Here is an 18,541-nt window from a genome sequence, read left to right on the forward strand (position 1 = left end):
GACCTTATTGGTCTTGTACATCAATGAGATGATCCAGTTTCTTCTGGAAGTAATCACCCTGAATATAACGGACATCCACATTCCAGGCGTTGGCAAACAGGTTCATATCGTTTAGCTCATGCAGCACCACTTCCACCGGCTTGATTTCGCTAAACTGCTGAATCTGTTCCTGTAACTCCTGAGTCGCGCTATCTTGCATCAGTTTGCTGGTCAGCGATGGATGCAGGGTCACATATTGCACATCCAGCTGTTTAAGAATGGATTCGCTATACATCGACTGGCCAAATTCACGGATAGAAATCTCCGCACCGTGCTGATGCAGCAAATGCATCTGCTTTTGGGCATCCATCAGGTTCTGGCTCACATCTTCTTCAGAGAATTGCAGAACTAACGGATAAGCCTGCTGACTGCCCACAATGGTAATCAGTTTGGACACAAATTCCGGGAACGCGCGGTCTTGTAACAGCACATGCTTGTTCAGGTTAACAATCAGCTTGGCTTCCGGATATTGGGTAATGAAGTTGTGTAGCTGTTTGCAGGCTTCGACCAGAATCCAGCGATCCAGTTTAATTGAGAGTTCCGGATCTTCAGCCAGATCAACCAGCCCGGTCAGACTTTTCCATTCTGCTTGATGAATAAAGCCGCTGCTGACTTCATAGGTATATAAATTGCTGTCCTGTTTGTCATACAGTTGCTGGTATTTCAGATGAATTTCATTACGATCCAGGCTGTGGCGTAAGGCGCTTAATAGCGATGAAGCAGCGGTTTCGACCACAGGTGCAACCTTTGGCTCGACAATTTCCAGCGACAGATCGGTCATGGATAAATCCAGTCCGAGGCTTTGCTCATCTTTTTGCTGATAAGGCAGTGCGGTTACAAAGGCACGTTCCATCAGCTGTTCAAACTGGGTGCTGTCGGCAATTTCACCTTCTAGTACCGCATAGCCCATACGGAAATTCAGCGGATAACTTTGCCCATTGACGCTCAATAACTGCGGTTTACTCAGTGAGCTGAGACCAATCAGTTTGGAATGCAAAATGGTGGTTGATTCTGCCTGAAACAAGCCAATATAGATCGATGAATTGACCTTGAATAAAGGCACATTGGTCTGTTCTTTCAGGAAGGTTTTAATATTACCGAAATAGTTTTTCAGCGTAACCCAGTCCGATTGCAAGACTTTTTCAGGGCAGGAGGCCAGGGCAAATACCACCAGCGCATTAATTTTGGATGGCTGATTGTTCAGGGTGCGGTTAATCAGCTGATGGGTCGGCTGCTGACCAGCTGTGCTTTCATTGCTGGCCTTGGCTGGTGCTGTAGCAGCTTGCTGAATATCAATGGTCAGCTGCAAGGCATCTTCATCAGTGGCCGGTAAAAATTCCAGCTGTAGCGGATTTTGCGCGGCGACATGACTATTTAAAGAGCTGTAGCTGAAACGGCCTAAATCAAACTGACCTTGCGATACTTTTTTAAAGCGCAGTTTAAAATCGGCTAGATCTTCCGGTTGCAACAGGTCAAGCAAAGGCAGACCAATAATCTCATCTTCATTCTGAAAGCCAAACAGCTGTAAATATTCCTGATTGGCCTGTACATGAATGCCTTCCTGAATAATCGCCACCGCCTTGTTGCTGTCTTCCACCAGAGACTGCGCCTGCGTCTGGGCATTTTCCAGCTCTTCTTTGAGCTGGGCATGGGTTTGCTGCAAACGGCTGAAAGAGAGGGCACGAAGCAGACCCAGATAGAAACTGTCACTATCGTTCAGGTTGACCAGATCATAAATGCCTTTGCGGATGAGGGCGCTATATTGGGTGGCATCATAGTCTTCAGGTTGCAATAACACCAGCGGTAAATTCGGCTGTTTTGAGGCGCGAATCAGGGTCAGGGCCTGATCAATTTTCAAGTCGTAGGCGCGGCCAAAAATCACCACATCCCAGGTTAAATTCAGCTGTTTTTCAAAATTTTGCAGGTCATCGAGCAGGGTGGCCTGCACGGTATGTTCCTGTGCATTCAGCTGTTCGCAAATCTGATTAAAACGGATTTGGTTATCATCGATAATGAGTAAACGTGTTTCGGTACGTTTAAATTTTTTAGATAGTAAAGGATTTCTCACTTCAACGCTTCCCATAAATCTTGATTCTTAACGTCATTCATCTGCTTGTGAATAAAGGCATCGACTGTGGCTTGCTGCTGGTCATTTAACAGTTCAAAGTCAAAACGCATAAAGCTTTGAGTAATGAGTAACGGTTTAATTAAAAAGACTTTAATGTCTTCATCCCCCAAACGCAGCTGTACGGTCTGCTTGTCTCTTAATAATTGAATCCCCGGTAAAATAAGATGAGTGCTGACTTCATTCAGCTGAGAACTTTGCATGAGCAGGGCAGGATGATAATGCCCGCTATGCCGGTCAGATTTCACATAGACGGCACATGGAATAATGTCCTGCGCCAGTACTTCAAGGCCCAGTTCCAGGGTTTTGTCAGTCGACTGTTTAATCCAGCGAATCACGCCGCCACGCCACGGACTTTGCGGATTTTCCTGCACAAGAATAAATTCACCGGTTTTAAGATGTTTCGGCGTTTCACCTTCCCATTTAATCCGGTAACCATTCACACTGATATCCAGCACTTCCGCGCCGTAAATCTGTTTGGCTTCACGGTCCAGACTCTGGATTTTGCTGATGTCGGCAGTGGCATGACTGTGCATCTGGTTGATGAACTGGCTTTCACTCTGGAACTGGTAATTTTCACCCAGTTGCAGGGTTTCCTGAAAATTCTTGCCTTTAGACAAATAGAAGTGCGCCACGCTTAAGCCAAAACAGATTTTGACCCGGGCCGAATATTCATAACGTTCATGGCGACGCTCAGGATTATGAGTGAGCAGGGTATGAATATGAAAATGCAGGGCCGGAGTTAAAAACAGCTTTTCATTGCGGGAGAAATGTTCGGCCTTGCGGCCCTGATTTTCACTAATATGATCCAGCAGTGCCTGCGTCGAAATAAAAATACCCGGCTCAAAATCACCCGATTGATGCGAGTTATAAATTGGCGGATAGTCTTTGTTGGTATCGACAATATAGCGTGACAGGGTGGTTTCTTTGGGCAAAATCTGAATCAGCTTGACCCAGTCAAAACTGCAGAGATACAGCCCCTGAATTTCGGCCGGACGAATCTGATGGGAATTGAAAATATCCAGCAGGATTAATTGCGCATATGCCTGACTGATATTTTGCAGCTGATGCTGGGTGCCTTGCAGATGGTTAATATTGTTCTGAAGAAAATTGTGCTGCAGCGCGCAGTTAAACAGTTGATGCGCAGTGAGCCATTGCCCGGAAAATGGCGAGCTATATAGCATCTGTTGCTGATACAGCAATAAGGTCAGTTGTTGCAGCGCATAATAGGTGGCCACAGTCCGCGCAGTCTGCAGGTTCTTTTTCAGGTTAAAGGCAAAAATGGAAAACTTCTGCTGGGCCAGCTGGCGGTGACTGCGGCGCGCGATTTCAATATAGACTTTGGCAAAATGACTACGTAACAACAGCGCCAGCTCGATAATGTGCTCATTGCGGTCGCTGCTAATCAGACCCTGGTTAAAAAAGTGTTTTTCCAGGCTGGTCAGGACATTTTCCAGCGTCGGGTGAATGGCCTGAATCAGGTCAAAGCGCAAGGTTTCCTGACATTTGAGTTCAGAAATTTCCAGTAAGGCTTTGAACAAGGCTTTTGACGAGTCCCCAAGCTGTAAAATGGATAAGTCAGCTGCCCACTCCTGAATACTTTTGACAGAATTCTGGCAAAAACTGAGCTGTTCCAATTTCAGCTCAGTGGCAACCTGAAAAATATCTGAATGATTCATAGTCATCGTTGTTATTTAACTCAAATTCAAGCAGTTGAAACCCCAAAAAGCGGTGTTTTATTCTTTTCGCCCGCAATTTCCCTAACGAGTTTAGGAACCAGATAACCCGGCAAGTTCGCTAAAACCTCTTTATAAATAAGATCGATGTCCTGTGGCATCAGATCGAAATGATGTGCACCTTTCACTTTATCTAATACATGCAAGTAATACGGCATCACCCCAGCATCGAACAGGCGATAACTTAAATCGACCAGAACCTGAGCAGAATCATTCACCCCACGAAGTAAAACTGCCTGATTCAGGACGGTAATTTGATGTTTCACCAGTGTATTTAATGTACGGCAAGTGAAGTCATCCAATTCTGATGCATGATTTGAGTGTACCACCAGAATAATCCGTAGCCTACTGTTTTTTAATATGGAAATCAGCGCTTCATCGACACGGTTGGGGATTACAATCGGAACGCGTGAATGAATTCTCAAAAATTTAATCTGTGGCAGCGATTCCAGACGTTCGATCCAGCTCTGTAAACGTCGATTGGTTAACGTTAATGGATCACCGCCACTTAAAATCACTTCGTTAATGTCGGGCTGAGATTCAATATATTGTTTGATGTTTAGCCAATCTTCATTTTTAGGCAGGTTGTCCTGATAGGGAAAATGGCGGCGGAAACAGTAGCGGCAATGTACTGCACAAGCCCCGGTCAGGGTCAGTAGAAAACGCGACTTATATTTGTGCAGGACACCCGGTTGCTGGTTGGCCTGTTCTTCACCTAAGGGATCGGTGACAAATTCAGGATGATCTTCCAATTCCAGATGATGTGGCAAGACCTGTAACAGCAGCGGATCAAAGGGATCGGCGACTTTCATTTTTCTGACGAATGCACGCGGCACACGTAATTTAAACTGTTCAGATGCCAGAATTGCGCCGGAGAGTAACTGTTCAGGCGACAGTTGCAGAAGATTCAGCAACTCCTGAGGATCGGTAATTAAATCACTGAGCTGTGATTGCCAGTTTTGCTGTTGATACAAATAGTTTGTCATGCCGGAAAAAGAATCATGGAAGTGGGAGGGCAAGGCCTAATCGTGCTAGTTTAACAGTTTGCAGGCGCTGGGAATGTGCTTTGTGTGCGAAAAATCAGGACATCCGGGCCAGGCGGAGTCCAGAACGAGCTGCACTGATTTTAAGCATCTGCCAGTTGGGAATAAAGCCGGTAGATGGATATCTGCTTGTAACTTAGGCAGCAGCGGCCGGTTAAACAAGAATTTTTCATTGCGGCAAGGCATATTGGTCATTTAGAATACGTCACATAAAATGAATGTGCATGTGGCAACTAATGTTCGTGTCAGACTTGCTAAATGACATCGCAACAGCCCGTAGCATCGATAGCTTAAAGTTAGTAAGTTTGGAGTGTGCCAGTCATGGCCAATTATTCTACGAATGAATTCAAGTCAGGCCTTAAGGTTATGCTTGATGGTAACCCATGTTCAATCATGGAAAACGAATACGTAAAACCAGGTAAAGGTCAGGCCTTCAACCGTGTGAAATTACGTAACCTTAAAACAGGTAAAGTATTAGAAAAAACTTTCAAATCTGGTGATTCACTAGAAGCTGCTGACATTGTAGAAGTAGAAATGGACTACTTGTACAACGACGGCGAACTGTGGAACTTCATGGATCCTGTAACATTTGAACAGATCGCAGCTGATAAAACAGCTATGGGCGATGCTGCAAAATGGTTAAAAGACGATTCTAATGAAAAATGTACCATTATGTTGTTCAACGGCGTGCCTTTAAACGTTAGCGCTCCGAACTTCGTGGTATTAAAAATTGTTGAAACTGATCCAGGTGTTCGTGGTGATACTTCTGGCGGTGGCGGTAAGCCAGCGAAACTTGAAACAGGTGCTGTGGTACGTGTTCCATTATTCGTTCAGCAAGAAGAAAGCGTTCGTGTAGATACCCGTACTGGTGAATATTTAGAACGTGCATAATGGTGTAAAAATATACTATTATCGAAGGGATGATGATCAATCATCCCTTTTTTTATGCCAAAGTCTTAGAGGCATAGAAAAATAACAGGCGTAAAGTCGCAAAGGAAAACAGCAGTACCTCGAACAACAACAATCAAGCTGATTTAAATGCATCGAAAATATGAGGGATTGAATGGAAACATTACCAACGAAGTCGAGCCTAACTTCGAAAATTATCTGGCTGCTCGTCGCTATTGTGGGTGCAGTGTCTTTCGGGATTCTGGCGCTCAGCCGTGGTGAGCATGTAAACGCAGTCTGGCTGGTCCTTGCCGCCGCCTGTGTCTATAGCATTGCTTACCGCTTCTACAGTTTATTTATTGCCAATAAAGTCTTTGAGCTCAATGCCAGGCGTTTAACTCCCGCGCATCGGCTGGCCGACGGTTTAGATTATGTGCCGACCAATAAAAGTGTCCTGTTCGGCCATCACTTTGCCGCGATTGCCGGTGCCGGACCGCTGGTTGGTCCTATTCTGGCAGCGCAAATGGGTTATTTACCGGGCACCATCTGGCTATTGGTCGGGGTAGTGCTGGCCGGTGCGGTACAGGATTTCCTGGTGCTGTTTATTTCGACCCGTCGTGACGGCCGCTCACTGGGTGAAATGGCCAAGCAGGAACTGGGCAGCTTTGCCGGTATTATCGTGATGCTGGGTGCACTTGGGGTGATGATTATCATCCTGGCGGTACTGGCGCTGGTGGTGGTGAAAGCCCTGACCAACAGTCCTTGGGGTGTATTCAGTATTGCCGCCACCATTCCGATTGCCATTTTTATGGGCATTTACATGCGTTTTATCCGTCCGGGTAAAATTGCAGAAGTGTCGATTATCGGTTTTGTGCTGATGATGCTTGGCATCATCTACGGTGAAAACATTGCGCAGCATCCGTACTGGGGACCGTTCTTTACCTTGTCAGGGACTGAGCTGACCTGGGCATTGATCATTTACGGTTTTATTGCGTCGGTTTTACCGGTGTGGCTGTTATTGGCACCGCGTGATTATCTGTCAACTTTCTTGAAAATTGGTGTCATTGCAGGTCTGGCGATTGGTATTTTATTTGCCATGCCGGAAATGAAACTGCCAGCGGTCACCAAGTTTGTTGATGGGACTGGTCCGGTATTTGCCGGTTCGCTGTTCCCCTTCCTGTTTATTACCATTGCCTGTGGTGCGATTTCCGGTTTCCACGCCTTGGTGTCTTCGGGAACCACGCCAAAACTGGTCAACAACGAACGCGATATCCGTATGATTGGTTATGGCGGCATGTTGATGGAGTCTTTCGTGGCGATTATGGCACTGATCTGTGCCGCGGTGCTTGATCCGGGTGTGTATTTCGCGATTAACTCGCCAGCGGCTTTACTGGGTACGTCGGTAGATACGGCAGCAGAAGCTGTGCGTAACCTTGGTTTTGTGGTCACGCCTGAAGCCTTGACCTTGCTGGCCCAGGAAGTCGGTGAAAACTCGATTCTGTCCCGTACTGGTGGTGCGCCAACCTTCGCAATTGGTATGGCTCATATCATCACCGAGATTTTCAATAGCCGCGAAATGATGGCGTTCTGGTATCACTTTGCCATTCTGTTTGAAGCGCTGTTCATTCTGACAGCGGTGGATGCTGGTACCCGTGCCTGCCGTTTTATGGTTCAGGATACCGTAGGTATTGTGATTCCTGCGGTGAAAAAATCTCACAACTTCTTTGGTAACTTGCTGGGGACAGCAGTTGCGGTGGCAGGTTGGGGCTTCTTCGTCTATCAGGGCGTGGTCGATCCACTTGGCGGGATTAACAGCTTGTGGCCACTGTTTGGTATTGGTAACCAGATTCTGGCTGCGATGGCGCTCATTCTTGGTACTGTCATCCTGTTCAAGATGAAGAAACAGAAATATGTCTGGGTGACCATCATCCCGACCGTGTTCCTGTTTATCACCTCGATGACTGCTGGCTGGCAGAAGATTTTCCACGAAAATCCGAAGATCGGCTTCCTAGCACAGGCAGAGCGTTTCAATACCGCCATTGCCAATAATGAAATTCTGGCACCAGCCAAAAGTATTGCGGAAATGCAGACTGTGGCAATGTCGAACCAGATTAATGCGGCATTGTGTGGCTTCTTTATGATTGTGGCGTTTGTGATGCTGTTTGCTGCGATTGGGGTGATTCGCCGTGCCTTGGCCAATCCGGAACCAACCGTGCATGAAGCAGAAGCAATTTACCGCGATCCTGAAGATATTCAGCCGGCCAAAGGCCATTAAGGAGCGAGAAGATGAATCTGAAATTTGCTCGAGCGGGTAAAACGGTGATTTATAAAATCATCAAAATGACCGTGATGTCGCAGAAGGATTTAATCCTGAATCCTAAAAACTGGTCGCGGATTGCCACATTGTGGCAGCGCCTGCAGCAAAGTTTCCGGCTGATGGTGGGGGTGCCTGACTATCAGACTTATCTGGAGCATATGCGGCAGCATCATCCGGATCTGGAAGCGATGGATGCCAAAACCTTTTACCGGCACTGTGTCGATTCACGTTATCCATCTTCCGGAAACCTGAAGAAGTGTCCGTGTTAAAAATCTAGAAATCATCTGATTTCTTTAGAAAAAAAACAAAACGGTGTATGTTAGGGCATACACCGTTTTTATTTGGGGAATGAAGGTGATTTGGGGCATGAAACAGGATAAGAAATCGGAACCAGTACACGATCAGGCGCAGCTCCAGAGCGAGCTGCAGCGCTATGCACCCAAAATCCAGCAGTTCCTTGAACAGGTTAATCAGATTGTTCTGGATAAACAGCAGCAGACCAAACTGGCACTGGTCTGTTTACTGGCCGGCGGCCATGTGCTGTTTGAAGATTTACCCGGTCTAGGCAAAACTACCTTATCCAGCAGTCTGGCGCATTTGGCCGGACTGAAATTTCAGCGGATTCAGTTTACCAATGACATGCTGGCCAGTGATGTAATTGGGGTGAACATGTTTAATCAGAAAGAACATCAGTTTGAGTTTAAGCAGGGCCCGATTTTTACCCAGATTTTATTGGCCGATGAAATTAACCGCTGTAGCCCGAAAACCCAGAGTGCCTTGCTGGAAGCAATGGAAGAGGGCAACGTCACGGTCGATGGCGTGCGTTACGAACTGCCGCAACCATTTTGGGTCATTGCTACCCAGAATCCGCTGTTTCAAAGCGGAACCTATGCATTGCCTGAATCACAACTGGATCGCTTTTTAATGCGTTTATCACTGGGCTATCCATCGCGTTATGCAGAAAAACTATTGCTGCAGCAATCTTCCCGGCAGAGCCTGATTGCCAGTTTGCAGCATGTGTTTAGTGAAGATGAAATCCTGGAATTACAACAGCAGGTGCATCGGCTATATGTCAGTGACGCCGTGCAGGATTATATTCTGGATCTGGCCGAAGCCAGCCGTAAAAACCGGCATGGACTATCGACGCGCGGAGTACTGGCCCTGAAAAAAGCCGCCCAGGCACATGCGTTAATTGAACAGCGCAGTTTTGTCACTCCGGATGATGTACAAGCGGTTTTTGTGGCGGTGGTGGCACATCGTATTGGTTTAAGTGAGGGTGAAACCCAGCAGCTGCTGCAACAGGTGCAGGTCAGCTAAGTATGCTCGGGCAGAATTTTTGGCAGCACTGGCTGGAGAAACGCTTTCAATTCCAGCAGAAAAAACGCCTCACGCAAAAAGATGTGCTGGTATTTATTTATCAGCAGGGTTACTTATATCTTGTGCTTATCCTGATTACCTTTGTGGCCGGTATTAACTATGCCAATAACCTGATTCTGGGCTTCTGCTTTTTAATTAGCGCGATTTTATGTATCAGTTTTTATTTGACCTTTAAGCAGCTGCATGGCTTGCAGCTTGAGGTGGTGGCACAGCAGGTCGGGCAGGCCGGGGAAAATGTCCAGCTGCACCTGTTTTTTCAGCAGGATACGCCACAGCTGCGTTATCTATGGATTCAGGTTGATCAGCAATTACATAAACTGGCGCTGAGTGAAGCCAAACAGCAGTATAGCTTAGCTTTTTATACTGCCCAGCGCGGCAAGTTTCATTATCCGGCCATCCAGTTATATTCGGTTTATCCCTTTGGTCTGGTACGTGCCTGGACCTATCTGTATTTCAATGACTTTGCCTGGATTGCACCGAAAGCGGCGCAGCACACCACTGAAAATAAACACAACCGGCACAATGAAGAACCGGATTTAGATGAATTTCGGGAGCTGCGCAGTTATCAGCTCGGAGATTCCTTGCAGGCGGTGTCCTGGAAACAGGTGGCGCGTGGCCAGGGTTTATACGTCAAGGTCTTTGAGCAATATCAGAATCAGCAGCAGCTTGAAATTGACTATGCGCAGATGCCCAGCACATCGCATGAAGAAAAACTCAGCCTAATGATGGGCCTAGTCGAGCAGTGTGAACAGCAGCAATGTGCCTATGCCCTGTATTTACCGCAGGTAGAATTACCGGCCGCCTGTGGCGAGCAGCAATTGCTGCTCGCCAAACAACTGTTGGCGCAGGCATAAAGATGAATTCCAGTATCCGTATTTCGATTCTCTCAAGCCTGGGCCTGCTGTTACTGGCACAGCTGATCTATCTGCCTGTGCTGCTCAGTATAATTTTTATCATCATCCTGATTAGTCTGTATTTCAGTCTGCAGCCCGGGCGTCAGCCGATTGCCAAATACTGGACCTTTAGCCTGATTGCGCTGGCGCTGCTGAGTATTTATTTACAGTACCGCGCCTTTATTGGGGTAGAGGCCGGCGTGGCGGTGTTATCAACCTTTTTATTTGCCAAGGCCCTCGAAACCCGAACCCGGCGCGATGTGATTATCCTGTTCAATTTCGCGCTATTTGTCAGTGCCAGTTCCTTTTTGTTTAGCCAGTCAATCTGGATGGCCTTTATGGTCATTTTAAGCCTGCTCAGCTGTCTGATCGGGCTGTATCGCCTGCAAACCAGCGAATTTGAATATCAGGCTTCGGCTGTACAGGCCTTAAAGCGCGATGCCCGCCATGTGGGACGTTTTGTGCTGTATGCGCTGCCATTTTTTGTCTTGCTGTTTATGTTTTTCCCGCGGCTGCCACCGCTGTGGCATATTCCAATTCCGGAAAATAAAGGTATTACCGGAATTAGTGACAGCATGTCACCGGGCGATATTGCCGAGCTATCACAATCCAGCGCGCTGGCATTTCGAATTGTTGGTAATGTGCAGCAACTGCCACCACGACATGAACTGTATTGGCGGGCGATGGTGCTGGATGAATATGATGGCCAGCGCTGGCGTAGCAGCTTTGTTAACCAGCAGCCTTTAATGCGTAGCGATGTATTGCAGCCGGTACATGCGCGTAGTTTTGATTATCAATATCTGGCGGCTGACCCGGGCGTGCGTTGGGTGATGGGGCTAGAGAAATCGGTTCCGTTGGAGCGCCGTTATTATAGCCAGCAGGATTGGGGCATTGTACCGCGGCGTTTAACCCAGCGGATCGAGCCGATTCCGTTGCGCTGGATTGGCGATATCCAGACCCAGACCGTGAGTAATGCTCACTTGAATTTACGCATCAATACTCAATTTCCGGTACAGCAGGACTTGCAGGCCCAGCAACTGGCCCAGCGTTTATTTTTGCACAGCGGACAAGATCCGGAGCGTTATGTGCAGCAGGTGCTGCGCTGGTATCGGGGAAATGGCTTTGTATATACCTTAACCCCGGGGCGATTAGGGCAACATCGTGTTGATGAGTTCCTGTTTCAGTCACGTCAGGGCTTTTGTGAACATTATGCTTCCAGTTTTGTGATGCTGATGCGTTATGTCGGAATTTCGGCGCGGGTGGTCACCGGTTATCAGGGTGGAGAGCTGGCCCCAGATGGTAAAAGTTGGGAAGTACGCCAGTTAGATGCGCATGCCTGGACCGAAGTGCTGTTAAACGGCAAATGGCAGCGTTTTGACCCCACAGCAATGATTAGTCCGCAGCGGGTTGAGCAGGGCATGCAAAACCTGATTGCGGAAGATCAGGCGGTATTGGGCGAGCGCGGCAGTGGCTGGACTTATCGGCATTATCATTTAATGAATAAACTGCGTATCTGGAGCGACTATGCCAGCTATCAATGGCAAAGCAAGGTGGTGGGCTATAATGCCGAGTCGCAGCGGGGCTGGCTGGCCAAACTGGGGCTACATTCCAGCTATGCCAATATCCTGATGCTGATACTGACCATTTTAGGTCTGCTGGGGCTATATATGGCCTGGTTGTATTATCAGCATCTTCGCCGGCAGCCAAAACTTGCCCAGCTGTTGCAGACGTTTTCGAAGCCGTTACCGCCTGAATTACAGAAAAAGCCTGCTGAAACGTTTAACATGTGGATGTCTCGTTTGGCGGCTCAGGCTGAGTCACAGCAGCATCATGTGTTTAAGCAGACCGTGCAGTTATATGAGCAGATGCAGTATGCATCTGAGCAGGTTTCTGAGGCAGATTTGAAAAAATTCAAAGCATTGCTGAATTCTTGTGCATCTGCATTGAAAAATCATAGAAAAGGCTTGTCATAAAATTTAAAAGTGAATATGATGCGTCACATATAGGCGTATAGCTCAGTTGGTTAGAGCGCTACGTTGACATCGTAGAGGTCTCCAGTTCGAGTCTGGATATGCCTACCAAATTTTAAAGGCTTATAAGTGAAACACTTATAAGCCTTTTTTTATCTCTGTAATTTCTCCATCCACCAATTTATCAGTAATAGCTCTATATAAGTCAAAGCTGTCCCTCATCAAGACTAACAAGAAGCTTTCTCCCTCTTTTGCAAAAAGACACAGCAGGTCCAGTAAAATTTGCTAGGCTAATATTTTTTATACAAGAATACTGCCCATGAAAAATATTGTTCTTTTTGCTGCGCTTGCAGCCTCGCTTATGGCCTGTAGCACCGTACAGCAACCCCCAGCACAGGTAGGACTTGCCAATCCGGCCAGTCAATATTGTATTGAACAGGGCGGCCGACTGGAAATTAAAGACGAACACAGTGGTCAGGTGGGCTATTGCCATTTGCCAGATGGCAGTATCGTTGAAGAATGGGCGCTGTTCCGTCAGCAGCCAGGCCAGTGTGTGGCAGAAGAAGCCAAAAAACTGATTGGGCAATCGGGCAGTTTGCCACAGAGCGAAATCAAGCAGCGGACCCAGGCCAAAATTGTTCGCAGCGTCCATCCTGGCCAGCCGGTCACCATGGATTATCGCGCTGACCGAGTCACAGTAACCATTGATCCGAACAGTAATAAAATTGTGCAAGCATCCTGCGGTTAAGGCTAAACAGTCCGCCCAGTGCGGACTTTTTTATGGGTGTCAGGAAATTGAAATTTCAATAGGTGAGGGTAGGAGTGAGTTAAAGGCCAATTGAATGCTTGAATTGTTAAAATTTGATTAATACACAAACTGAAAGTTGTGACATGGTTCACATATTGTTTATTTTTCTGTTAGTATAAATTAAATTTGTTTAATAATAGTAAAGAACATGAGGCAAATCCTGATCGTGACCTTTATTGTCATGGTTGTCCTGTTAATGGTCTGGGTGTTTCAGCAGGAACAACACCGCAGACAACAAGAAATGCAGAATATTGTGCAGGAGGCACGCGACTCTCTGCATCTGATTGAACAAGATCGGGCTTCACATCGTTCATCGCTGGATGATCACATGCGACAGATCGAACCCTCTATTGAGCGGGCTGGAAGTTTAGGCCAAAAATTCTAATTCAGCATGAAATGCTCTGAATGAAAATTAAAGATAAATTTTAGAAACAATGAAAAATCAGTGTGATATAATTTACCCATTAGACAATTAAATTAGCGTATTTATTTTTTAAATAGTTGATTTAATTATGGTAAGTAAAGCTGCATAAAGTTATGCGGCTTTTTTGTTTAGAATTTATCTGATTTGAGCTGTTAAGGGCTCAAAGCATAATGGCTAAATAGACTTATCCTGTGCGTGTAACTTTTGGCATATCCGTTGCTTGGCAATGCTAGGGGTAGGGATGAATTTTCTCCGTACTTTCGCATCACTGTTGGGTATTTAAGTTTATTTACAAGGGCGAGGTCATGACGACTCCTAATCCATCTTCAGAAAATGTGCTTGAGCGCTTATTTAAGTTAAGCGAAAACAAGACCAGTTTTCGTACTGAGGTTCTTGCCGGTGTAACCACATTCTTAACTATGTGTTACATCATTATTGTCAATCCAATGATTTTATCCGAAACCGGGATGGATCACGGGGCTGTCTTTGTTGCAACCTGTCTGGCAGCCGCAATTGGCTGTCTGGTGATGGGACTGATTGCCAACTATCCGATTGCGCTGGCACCGGGTATGGGCCTGAATGCCTATTTCACCTATTCGGTTTGTCTGGGCATGGGTGTGCCTTGGCAAACTGCGCTGGCTGCGGTGTTTGTATCCGGTCTGGTGTTTATTGCCATCAGCATGTTCAAAATTCGTGAAGCCATTGTCAATGCCATTCCAATGTCCCTGAAACTGGCCATTGGCGGCGGGATTGGTTTATTCCTGGCCTTAATTGCACTAAAAAACGCAGGCATTATTGTCGATAACCCGGCGACTTTGGTGGGTCTGGGTGACTTGAAACAGCCTTCAGTGCTGTTGGCCTTATTTGGCTTCCTGATGATTGTGGTGATGCACCAATTCAAGGTGCGTGGTGCAATTATCATCAGTATTCTGGTATTAACGGCTATTTCTACGGCTTTGGGCTTAAGCGAATTTAAAGGTGTGGTCGGTGAAATCCCGTCTATCGCGCCAACGTTCATGCAAATGGACTTTGAAGGTCTGTTTACTGCCAGCCTGATCGGGGTGATTTTCGTCTTCTTCCTGGTCGATCTGTTTGACTCCACCGGTACCCTGGTCGGTGTTTCACATCGTGCGGGCCTGCTCAAAGATGGTAAATTACCACGTTTGAAAAAAGCCTTATTTGCCGACTCATCTGCCATTGTAGCGGGTGCAGCACTGGGTACCTCTTCAACCACACCGTATATTGAATCGTCTGCCGGTGTTGCTGCGGGCGGGCGTACCGGTCTGACTGCGGTAGTGGTGGCGGTGCTGTTTGTACTGTGTTTATTCCTCGCGCCACTGGCCCAATCGGTACCGGGCTTTGCTACTGCACCTGCCTTGTTATTTGTGGGTGTGCTGATGATTCAGGGTATTGTACATATTGACTGGGAAGATATTACTGAAGCGGTTCCAGCCTTCCTGACCATCGTATTTATGCCATTTACCTACTCGATTGCAGACGGTATTGCCATGGGCTTTATTAGCTATGCGTTGATCAAGCTGTTGACCGGTAAAGCCTCATCTGTGCCATATATGGTGTGGATTATTGCAGTATTGTGGGCATTAAAATTCGCGTTATTTGGCGGTTAATCCCCAGCAACCATTTTGAGGGTGTAAACTCGGTTTGCACCCTTTTTTATTTTCATGAGGATGAGAGATGAATCAACTTGAGCTGATTCGCGCCTTACCCAAGGCAGAGTTGCATGTCCATATTGAAGGGACGTTTGAGCCGGAACTGATGTTTGCCATTGCGCAGCGTAATAATATTGCCATTCCATATCAGTCGGTCGAGGAAGTCAAAGAAGCCTATAACTTTCATAACCTGCAGTCATTTTTAGACATCTATTATGCCGGCGCCAATGTGCTGGTACATGAGCAGGACTTTTATGATCTGGCCTGGGCCTATTTTGAAAAGTGTGCAGAAGATCAGGTGGTACATACCGAAATGTTCTTCGATCCGCAAACCCATACTGACCGCGGTATTGCCTTTGCGACAGTAATTAACGGTTTGCAACGTGCCTGTGATGATGCACAAAGCAAACTGGGCATCAGTTCCCGTTTAATCATGTGTTTCTTGCGTCATCTTAGCGAAGAAGCAGCATTTGTAACGCTGGAACAGGCACTGCCGTATAAAGAACAGATTATTGCAGTCGGTCTGGATTCCAGCGAAGTGGGGCATCCGCCTGCTAAATTTGCCCGCGTTTTTGCCAAAGCCCGTGAATACGGTTTCTTGGTGGTGGCGCATGCCGGTGAAGAAGGTCCACCAGAATATATCTGGGAAGCACTGGACTTGCTGAAAGTGAATCGTATTGACCACGGCGTGCGTTCTGAAGAAGATCCGGCACTGATGCAGCGTCTGATTCAGGATGAAATGCCGCTTACGGTGTGCCCGCTCAGTAATTTAAAACTGTGCGTGGTGCAGGATATGCGGCAGCACAATATCCGCCGTTTGTTACAGCAGGGCGTGAAGGTGACGGTTAACTCGGATGATCCGTCTTATTTCGGCGGCTATATGAATGACAACTTTATTGCCATTACCGAAGCGTTAGATTTAAGTGCAGATGAGCTAAAGCAACTGGCGATTAACTCCTTTGAAGCCTCGTTCCTGCCAGCAGCGCAGAAACAGGCTTGGATTGAAAAAATCCAGGCGCTATAAGCGCATCTAGCTTCATAAAATGATGAAAAAAATAGGCCTACTTCATGTAGGCCTGTTACTTTCTTGTTATAAAAAAGTAAGTTAAACCAATATTAGGCTAAGAATCTTATAGGATTCTACACAGATAAAGCCAATATAAGTACAGATGCCAAAATTTATAATTTTTACAGATTTAGATGGGACTTTATTAAATCATGATAATTACAGCTATGGGCAGAACATAGAGCTGATCCAGCGTTTAATTCCGGATTCTCCGGTTATTTTATGTAGCAGTAAAACCGCAGCGGAAATCCGCCATTTGCAGCAACAGCTCGGTTTAAGCGGCATGCCTTTTGTGGCTGAAAATGGGGCATATATCTATTTTAATGCGCAGCATGACTATCAAAGTCCCTTATCCAGTACCGACATTGCGGTGCAACTACAGCAGTTAAAAGCAGACTATGGCTTAAATTTTCAATGCTTTAGTGATTGTGATGCCGCGCAGATTGCAGCGCTGACCGGTTTGGCGCTGGACGATGCAGCACGGGCTTTAGAGCGTCCGTATAGCGAAGTCATTATCTGGAATCCGGACAGCCGAGCCGAAGATGAAGCGACATTGTCGCAATATCTGGCCAGTAATTTGCATATGCTTCATGGTGGACGCTTTAGCCATATTTTAAGCCGGGACTGTGATAAATCGCTGGCAGTGAACTGGCTGAAACAGTTTTATCCGGCACAAACGGTATGTATCGGGCTGGGGGACAGTGAAAACGATCTCGATATGCTGAAAGCCTGTCAGCATGCTGTGGTGGTCAAACGGCCGTATAAAGCAGCATTGGCATTAGAACACGATTCTGTGTACTTCACCCGGCAGCAGGCACCAGCGGGTTGGGCAGAAGGATTACAGTACTTTTTACAACAATAAACTGGAGAGGATGATGGTCGATTTTGCACAAGAAGGCATGATTACAACAATACATGATTTAAAACAGCGCCATCTACATGAATATGAACAGGAACTTCGCGAATTTACCAAGTCCAAACCGGTCACCTTAATTTTACCTTCCTTATATTCCGAGCTTGAACATCCGGCCTTAACCCAGATTGTCGAAGAGTTGAAAGGCGCCGATTATATCCAGCAGATTATTATCGGTCTGGATCAGGCCAATGCGGAGCAGTTTGCTCATGCGCGGGAATTTTTCTCGGTATTGCCGCAGAACCATGTGATTTTATGGAATGATGGGCCACGTTTGCAGCAGCTGCATCAGCAGTTAAATCAGTTAAATGTCGCGCCTTTGCAGCGTGGCAAAGGTCGTAATGTCTGGTATTGTGCCGGTTATGCCATGGCCGAAGGCAAGAGTCAGGTGGTGGCCATGCACGATTGCGATATTCGTACCTATAAGCGTGACATGCTGGCCCGGCTGATTTATCCGATGGTACATCCACAATTCAGTTTCCAGTTTTCTAAAGGTTATTATGCGAGGGTGGCTGACCGGAAAATGAATGGTCGGGTATCACGTCTGCTGGTGTCACCTTTATTGCAGGCGCTGAAAAAAGTCTTCGGGCCGCTGGATTATCTGCTTTATCTTTCAGCCTTTCGTTATCCCTTGTCGGGGGAAATGGCAATTCATGTCGAAGCGTTACGTGACCTGAAGGTGTCGGGCGATTGGGGGCTGGAAATTGGCGTGCTGTCGGAAATTTACCGCAACTATTCCACCAAGCGTATTTGTCAGGTCGATATTGCCGATGATTATGAACATAAACATCAGGAAGTCACCACCGCCAATGGGGATGGCGGCCTAAAACGGATGAGCCGGGATATCGCACTGGCATTTTTCCGTAAGCTGGCGGCGCTGGGGGTGCAGGTCAGTCTGGACAATATTCGGATTATCCGCGCGGCCTATTATCGTAATGCGCTGGATCTGATTGATCACTATTATTATGATGCCACCACCAATGGCCTGAACTATGACCGGCACAGCGAAGAAAATGTGGTGGAATTATTTGCTCAGAGTATTGTCGAGGCAGGGGAGCAGTTTATGAATTATCCGAACCAGCAGTCTTTTATTCCAAGCTGGAACCGGGTGCAATCGGCCTGTCCAACGGTATTTGCGGATATGAAGCAGGCAGTTGCCCTGGATAATGCTTAAATTTGCCATTTATTTGTGCATTGCGGTCAAAAAGATAAACCGAATCCGCGCTAAAGCCCTTAAAATAGGCCGGTAAAATGACGCAAAACTGAAGGAAA

Annotated in this window: 15 protein-coding genes and 1 tRNA gene; 13 read left to right on the top strand and 3 right to left on the bottom strand. The window is 46.7% G+C overall.

Annotation, left to right across the window (positions count from 1 at the left end; translation table 11 throughout):
• Positions 1–4 precede the first annotated feature (4 nt).
• The 3 genes from GA693_RS03070 to epmB are packed head-to-tail and all read right to left on the bottom strand — an operon-like array spanning position 5 to position 4,886.
• Positions 5–2,122, bottom strand: a complete 2,118-nt coding sequence (locus tag GA693_RS03070) for an EAL domain-containing protein (protein WP_160241457.1) — start codon at positions 2,120–2,122, stop codon at positions 5–7.
• Positions 2,104–3,849, bottom strand: coding sequence for a GTPase (locus tag GA693_RS03075; protein WP_171502412.1), 1,746 nt, complete (start codon positions 3,847–3,849; stop codon positions 2,104–2,106). Before GA693_RS03075 ends, GA693_RS03070 begins: the two co-directional genes overlap by 19 nt.
• Positions 3,850–3,869: 20 nt before the next feature.
• Positions 3,870–4,886, bottom strand: coding sequence for an EF-P beta-lysylation protein EpmB (gene epmB / locus GA693_RS03080; RefSeq protein ID WP_160241455.1), 1,017 nt, complete (start codon positions 4,884–4,886; stop codon positions 3,870–3,872).
• A 378-nt stretch (positions 4,887–5,264) separates the two neighbouring features.
• On the opposite strand from epmB, the gene efp reads away from it, so the two are divergent.
• From efp to GA693_RS03145, 13 genes are all read left to right on the top strand, one after another.
• Positions 5,265–5,834: an elongation factor P gene (gene efp / locus GA693_RS03085; protein ID WP_005176835.1), complete on the top strand. Its 570-nt coding sequence runs from the start codon at positions 5,265–5,267 to the stop codon at positions 5,832–5,834.
• Positions 5,835–6,006: 172 nt separating this feature from the next.
• A complete protein-coding gene (locus GA693_RS03090; protein ID WP_005176837.1) occupies positions 6,007–8,106 on the top strand; it encodes a carbon starvation CstA family protein in 2,100 nt (699 codons plus the stop codon).
• Positions 8,107–8,117: 11 nt separating this feature from the next.
• Entirely contained in the window at positions 8,118–8,417 is a 300-nt protein-coding gene (locus GA693_RS03095; protein ID WP_005176838.1) for a YbdD/YjiX family protein, read from the top strand.
• A gap of 97 nt (positions 8,418–8,514) precedes the next feature.
• Positions 8,515–9,465, top strand: a complete 951-nt coding sequence (locus GA693_RS03100) for an AAA family ATPase (protein ID WP_005176839.1) — start codon at positions 8,515–8,517, stop codon at positions 9,463–9,465.
• A gap of 2 nt (positions 9,466–9,467) precedes the next feature.
• Entirely contained in the window at positions 9,468–10,379 is a 912-nt protein-coding gene (locus GA693_RS03105; RefSeq protein ID WP_005176842.1) for a DUF58 domain-containing protein, read from the top strand.
• A gap of 2 nt (positions 10,380–10,381) precedes the next feature.
• A complete protein-coding gene (locus GA693_RS03110) occupies positions 10,382–12,391 on the top strand; it encodes a transglutaminase family protein (protein WP_160241454.1) in 2,010 nt (669 codons plus the stop codon).
• 31 nt (positions 12,392–12,422) lie between these two features.
• Positions 12,423–12,499: transfer RNA gene (locus tag GA693_RS03115), tRNA-Val, on the top strand.
• 208 nt (positions 12,500–12,707) lie between these two features.
• Entirely contained in the window at positions 12,708–13,136 is a 429-nt protein-coding gene (locus GA693_RS03120; RefSeq protein ID WP_005176977.1) for an I78 family peptidase inhibitor, read from the top strand.
• 208 nt (positions 13,137–13,344) lie between these two features.
• Complete coding sequence (locus tag GA693_RS03125; protein ID WP_075166657.1) at positions 13,345–13,581, top strand: hypothetical protein; 237 nt, start codon at positions 13,345–13,347, stop codon at positions 13,579–13,581.
• A 344-nt stretch (positions 13,582–13,925) separates the two neighbouring features.
• Positions 13,926–15,248: an NCS2 family permease gene (locus tag GA693_RS03130; RefSeq protein ID WP_005176982.1), complete on the top strand. Its 1,323-nt coding sequence runs from the start codon at positions 13,926–13,928 to the stop codon at positions 15,246–15,248.
• Between the two features lie 67 nt (positions 15,249–15,315).
• On the top strand, positions 15,316–16,314 hold the full coding sequence (locus GA693_RS03135) for an adenosine deaminase (protein WP_160241453.1): 999 nt from the start codon (positions 15,316–15,318) through the stop codon (positions 16,312–16,314).
• Between the two features lie 145 nt (positions 16,315–16,459).
• A complete protein-coding gene (locus GA693_RS03140) occupies positions 16,460–17,218 on the top strand; it encodes an HAD-IIB family hydrolase (protein WP_160241452.1) in 759 nt (252 codons plus the stop codon).
• A 13-nt stretch (positions 17,219–17,231) separates the two neighbouring features.
• The gene (locus GA693_RS03145) at positions 17,232–18,443 is read left to right on the top strand and encodes a glycosyltransferase family protein (RefSeq protein WP_005176998.1); all 1,212 of its coding nucleotides are present in this window, start codon (positions 17,232–17,234) and stop codon (positions 18,441–18,443) included.
• The last annotated feature ends 98 nt before the right edge of the window (positions 18,444–18,541 follow it).

The organism is Acinetobacter indicus (assembly GCF_009914475.1).
Classification (GTDB): domain Bacteria; phylum Pseudomonadota; class Gammaproteobacteria; order Pseudomonadales; family Moraxellaceae; genus Acinetobacter; species Acinetobacter indicus.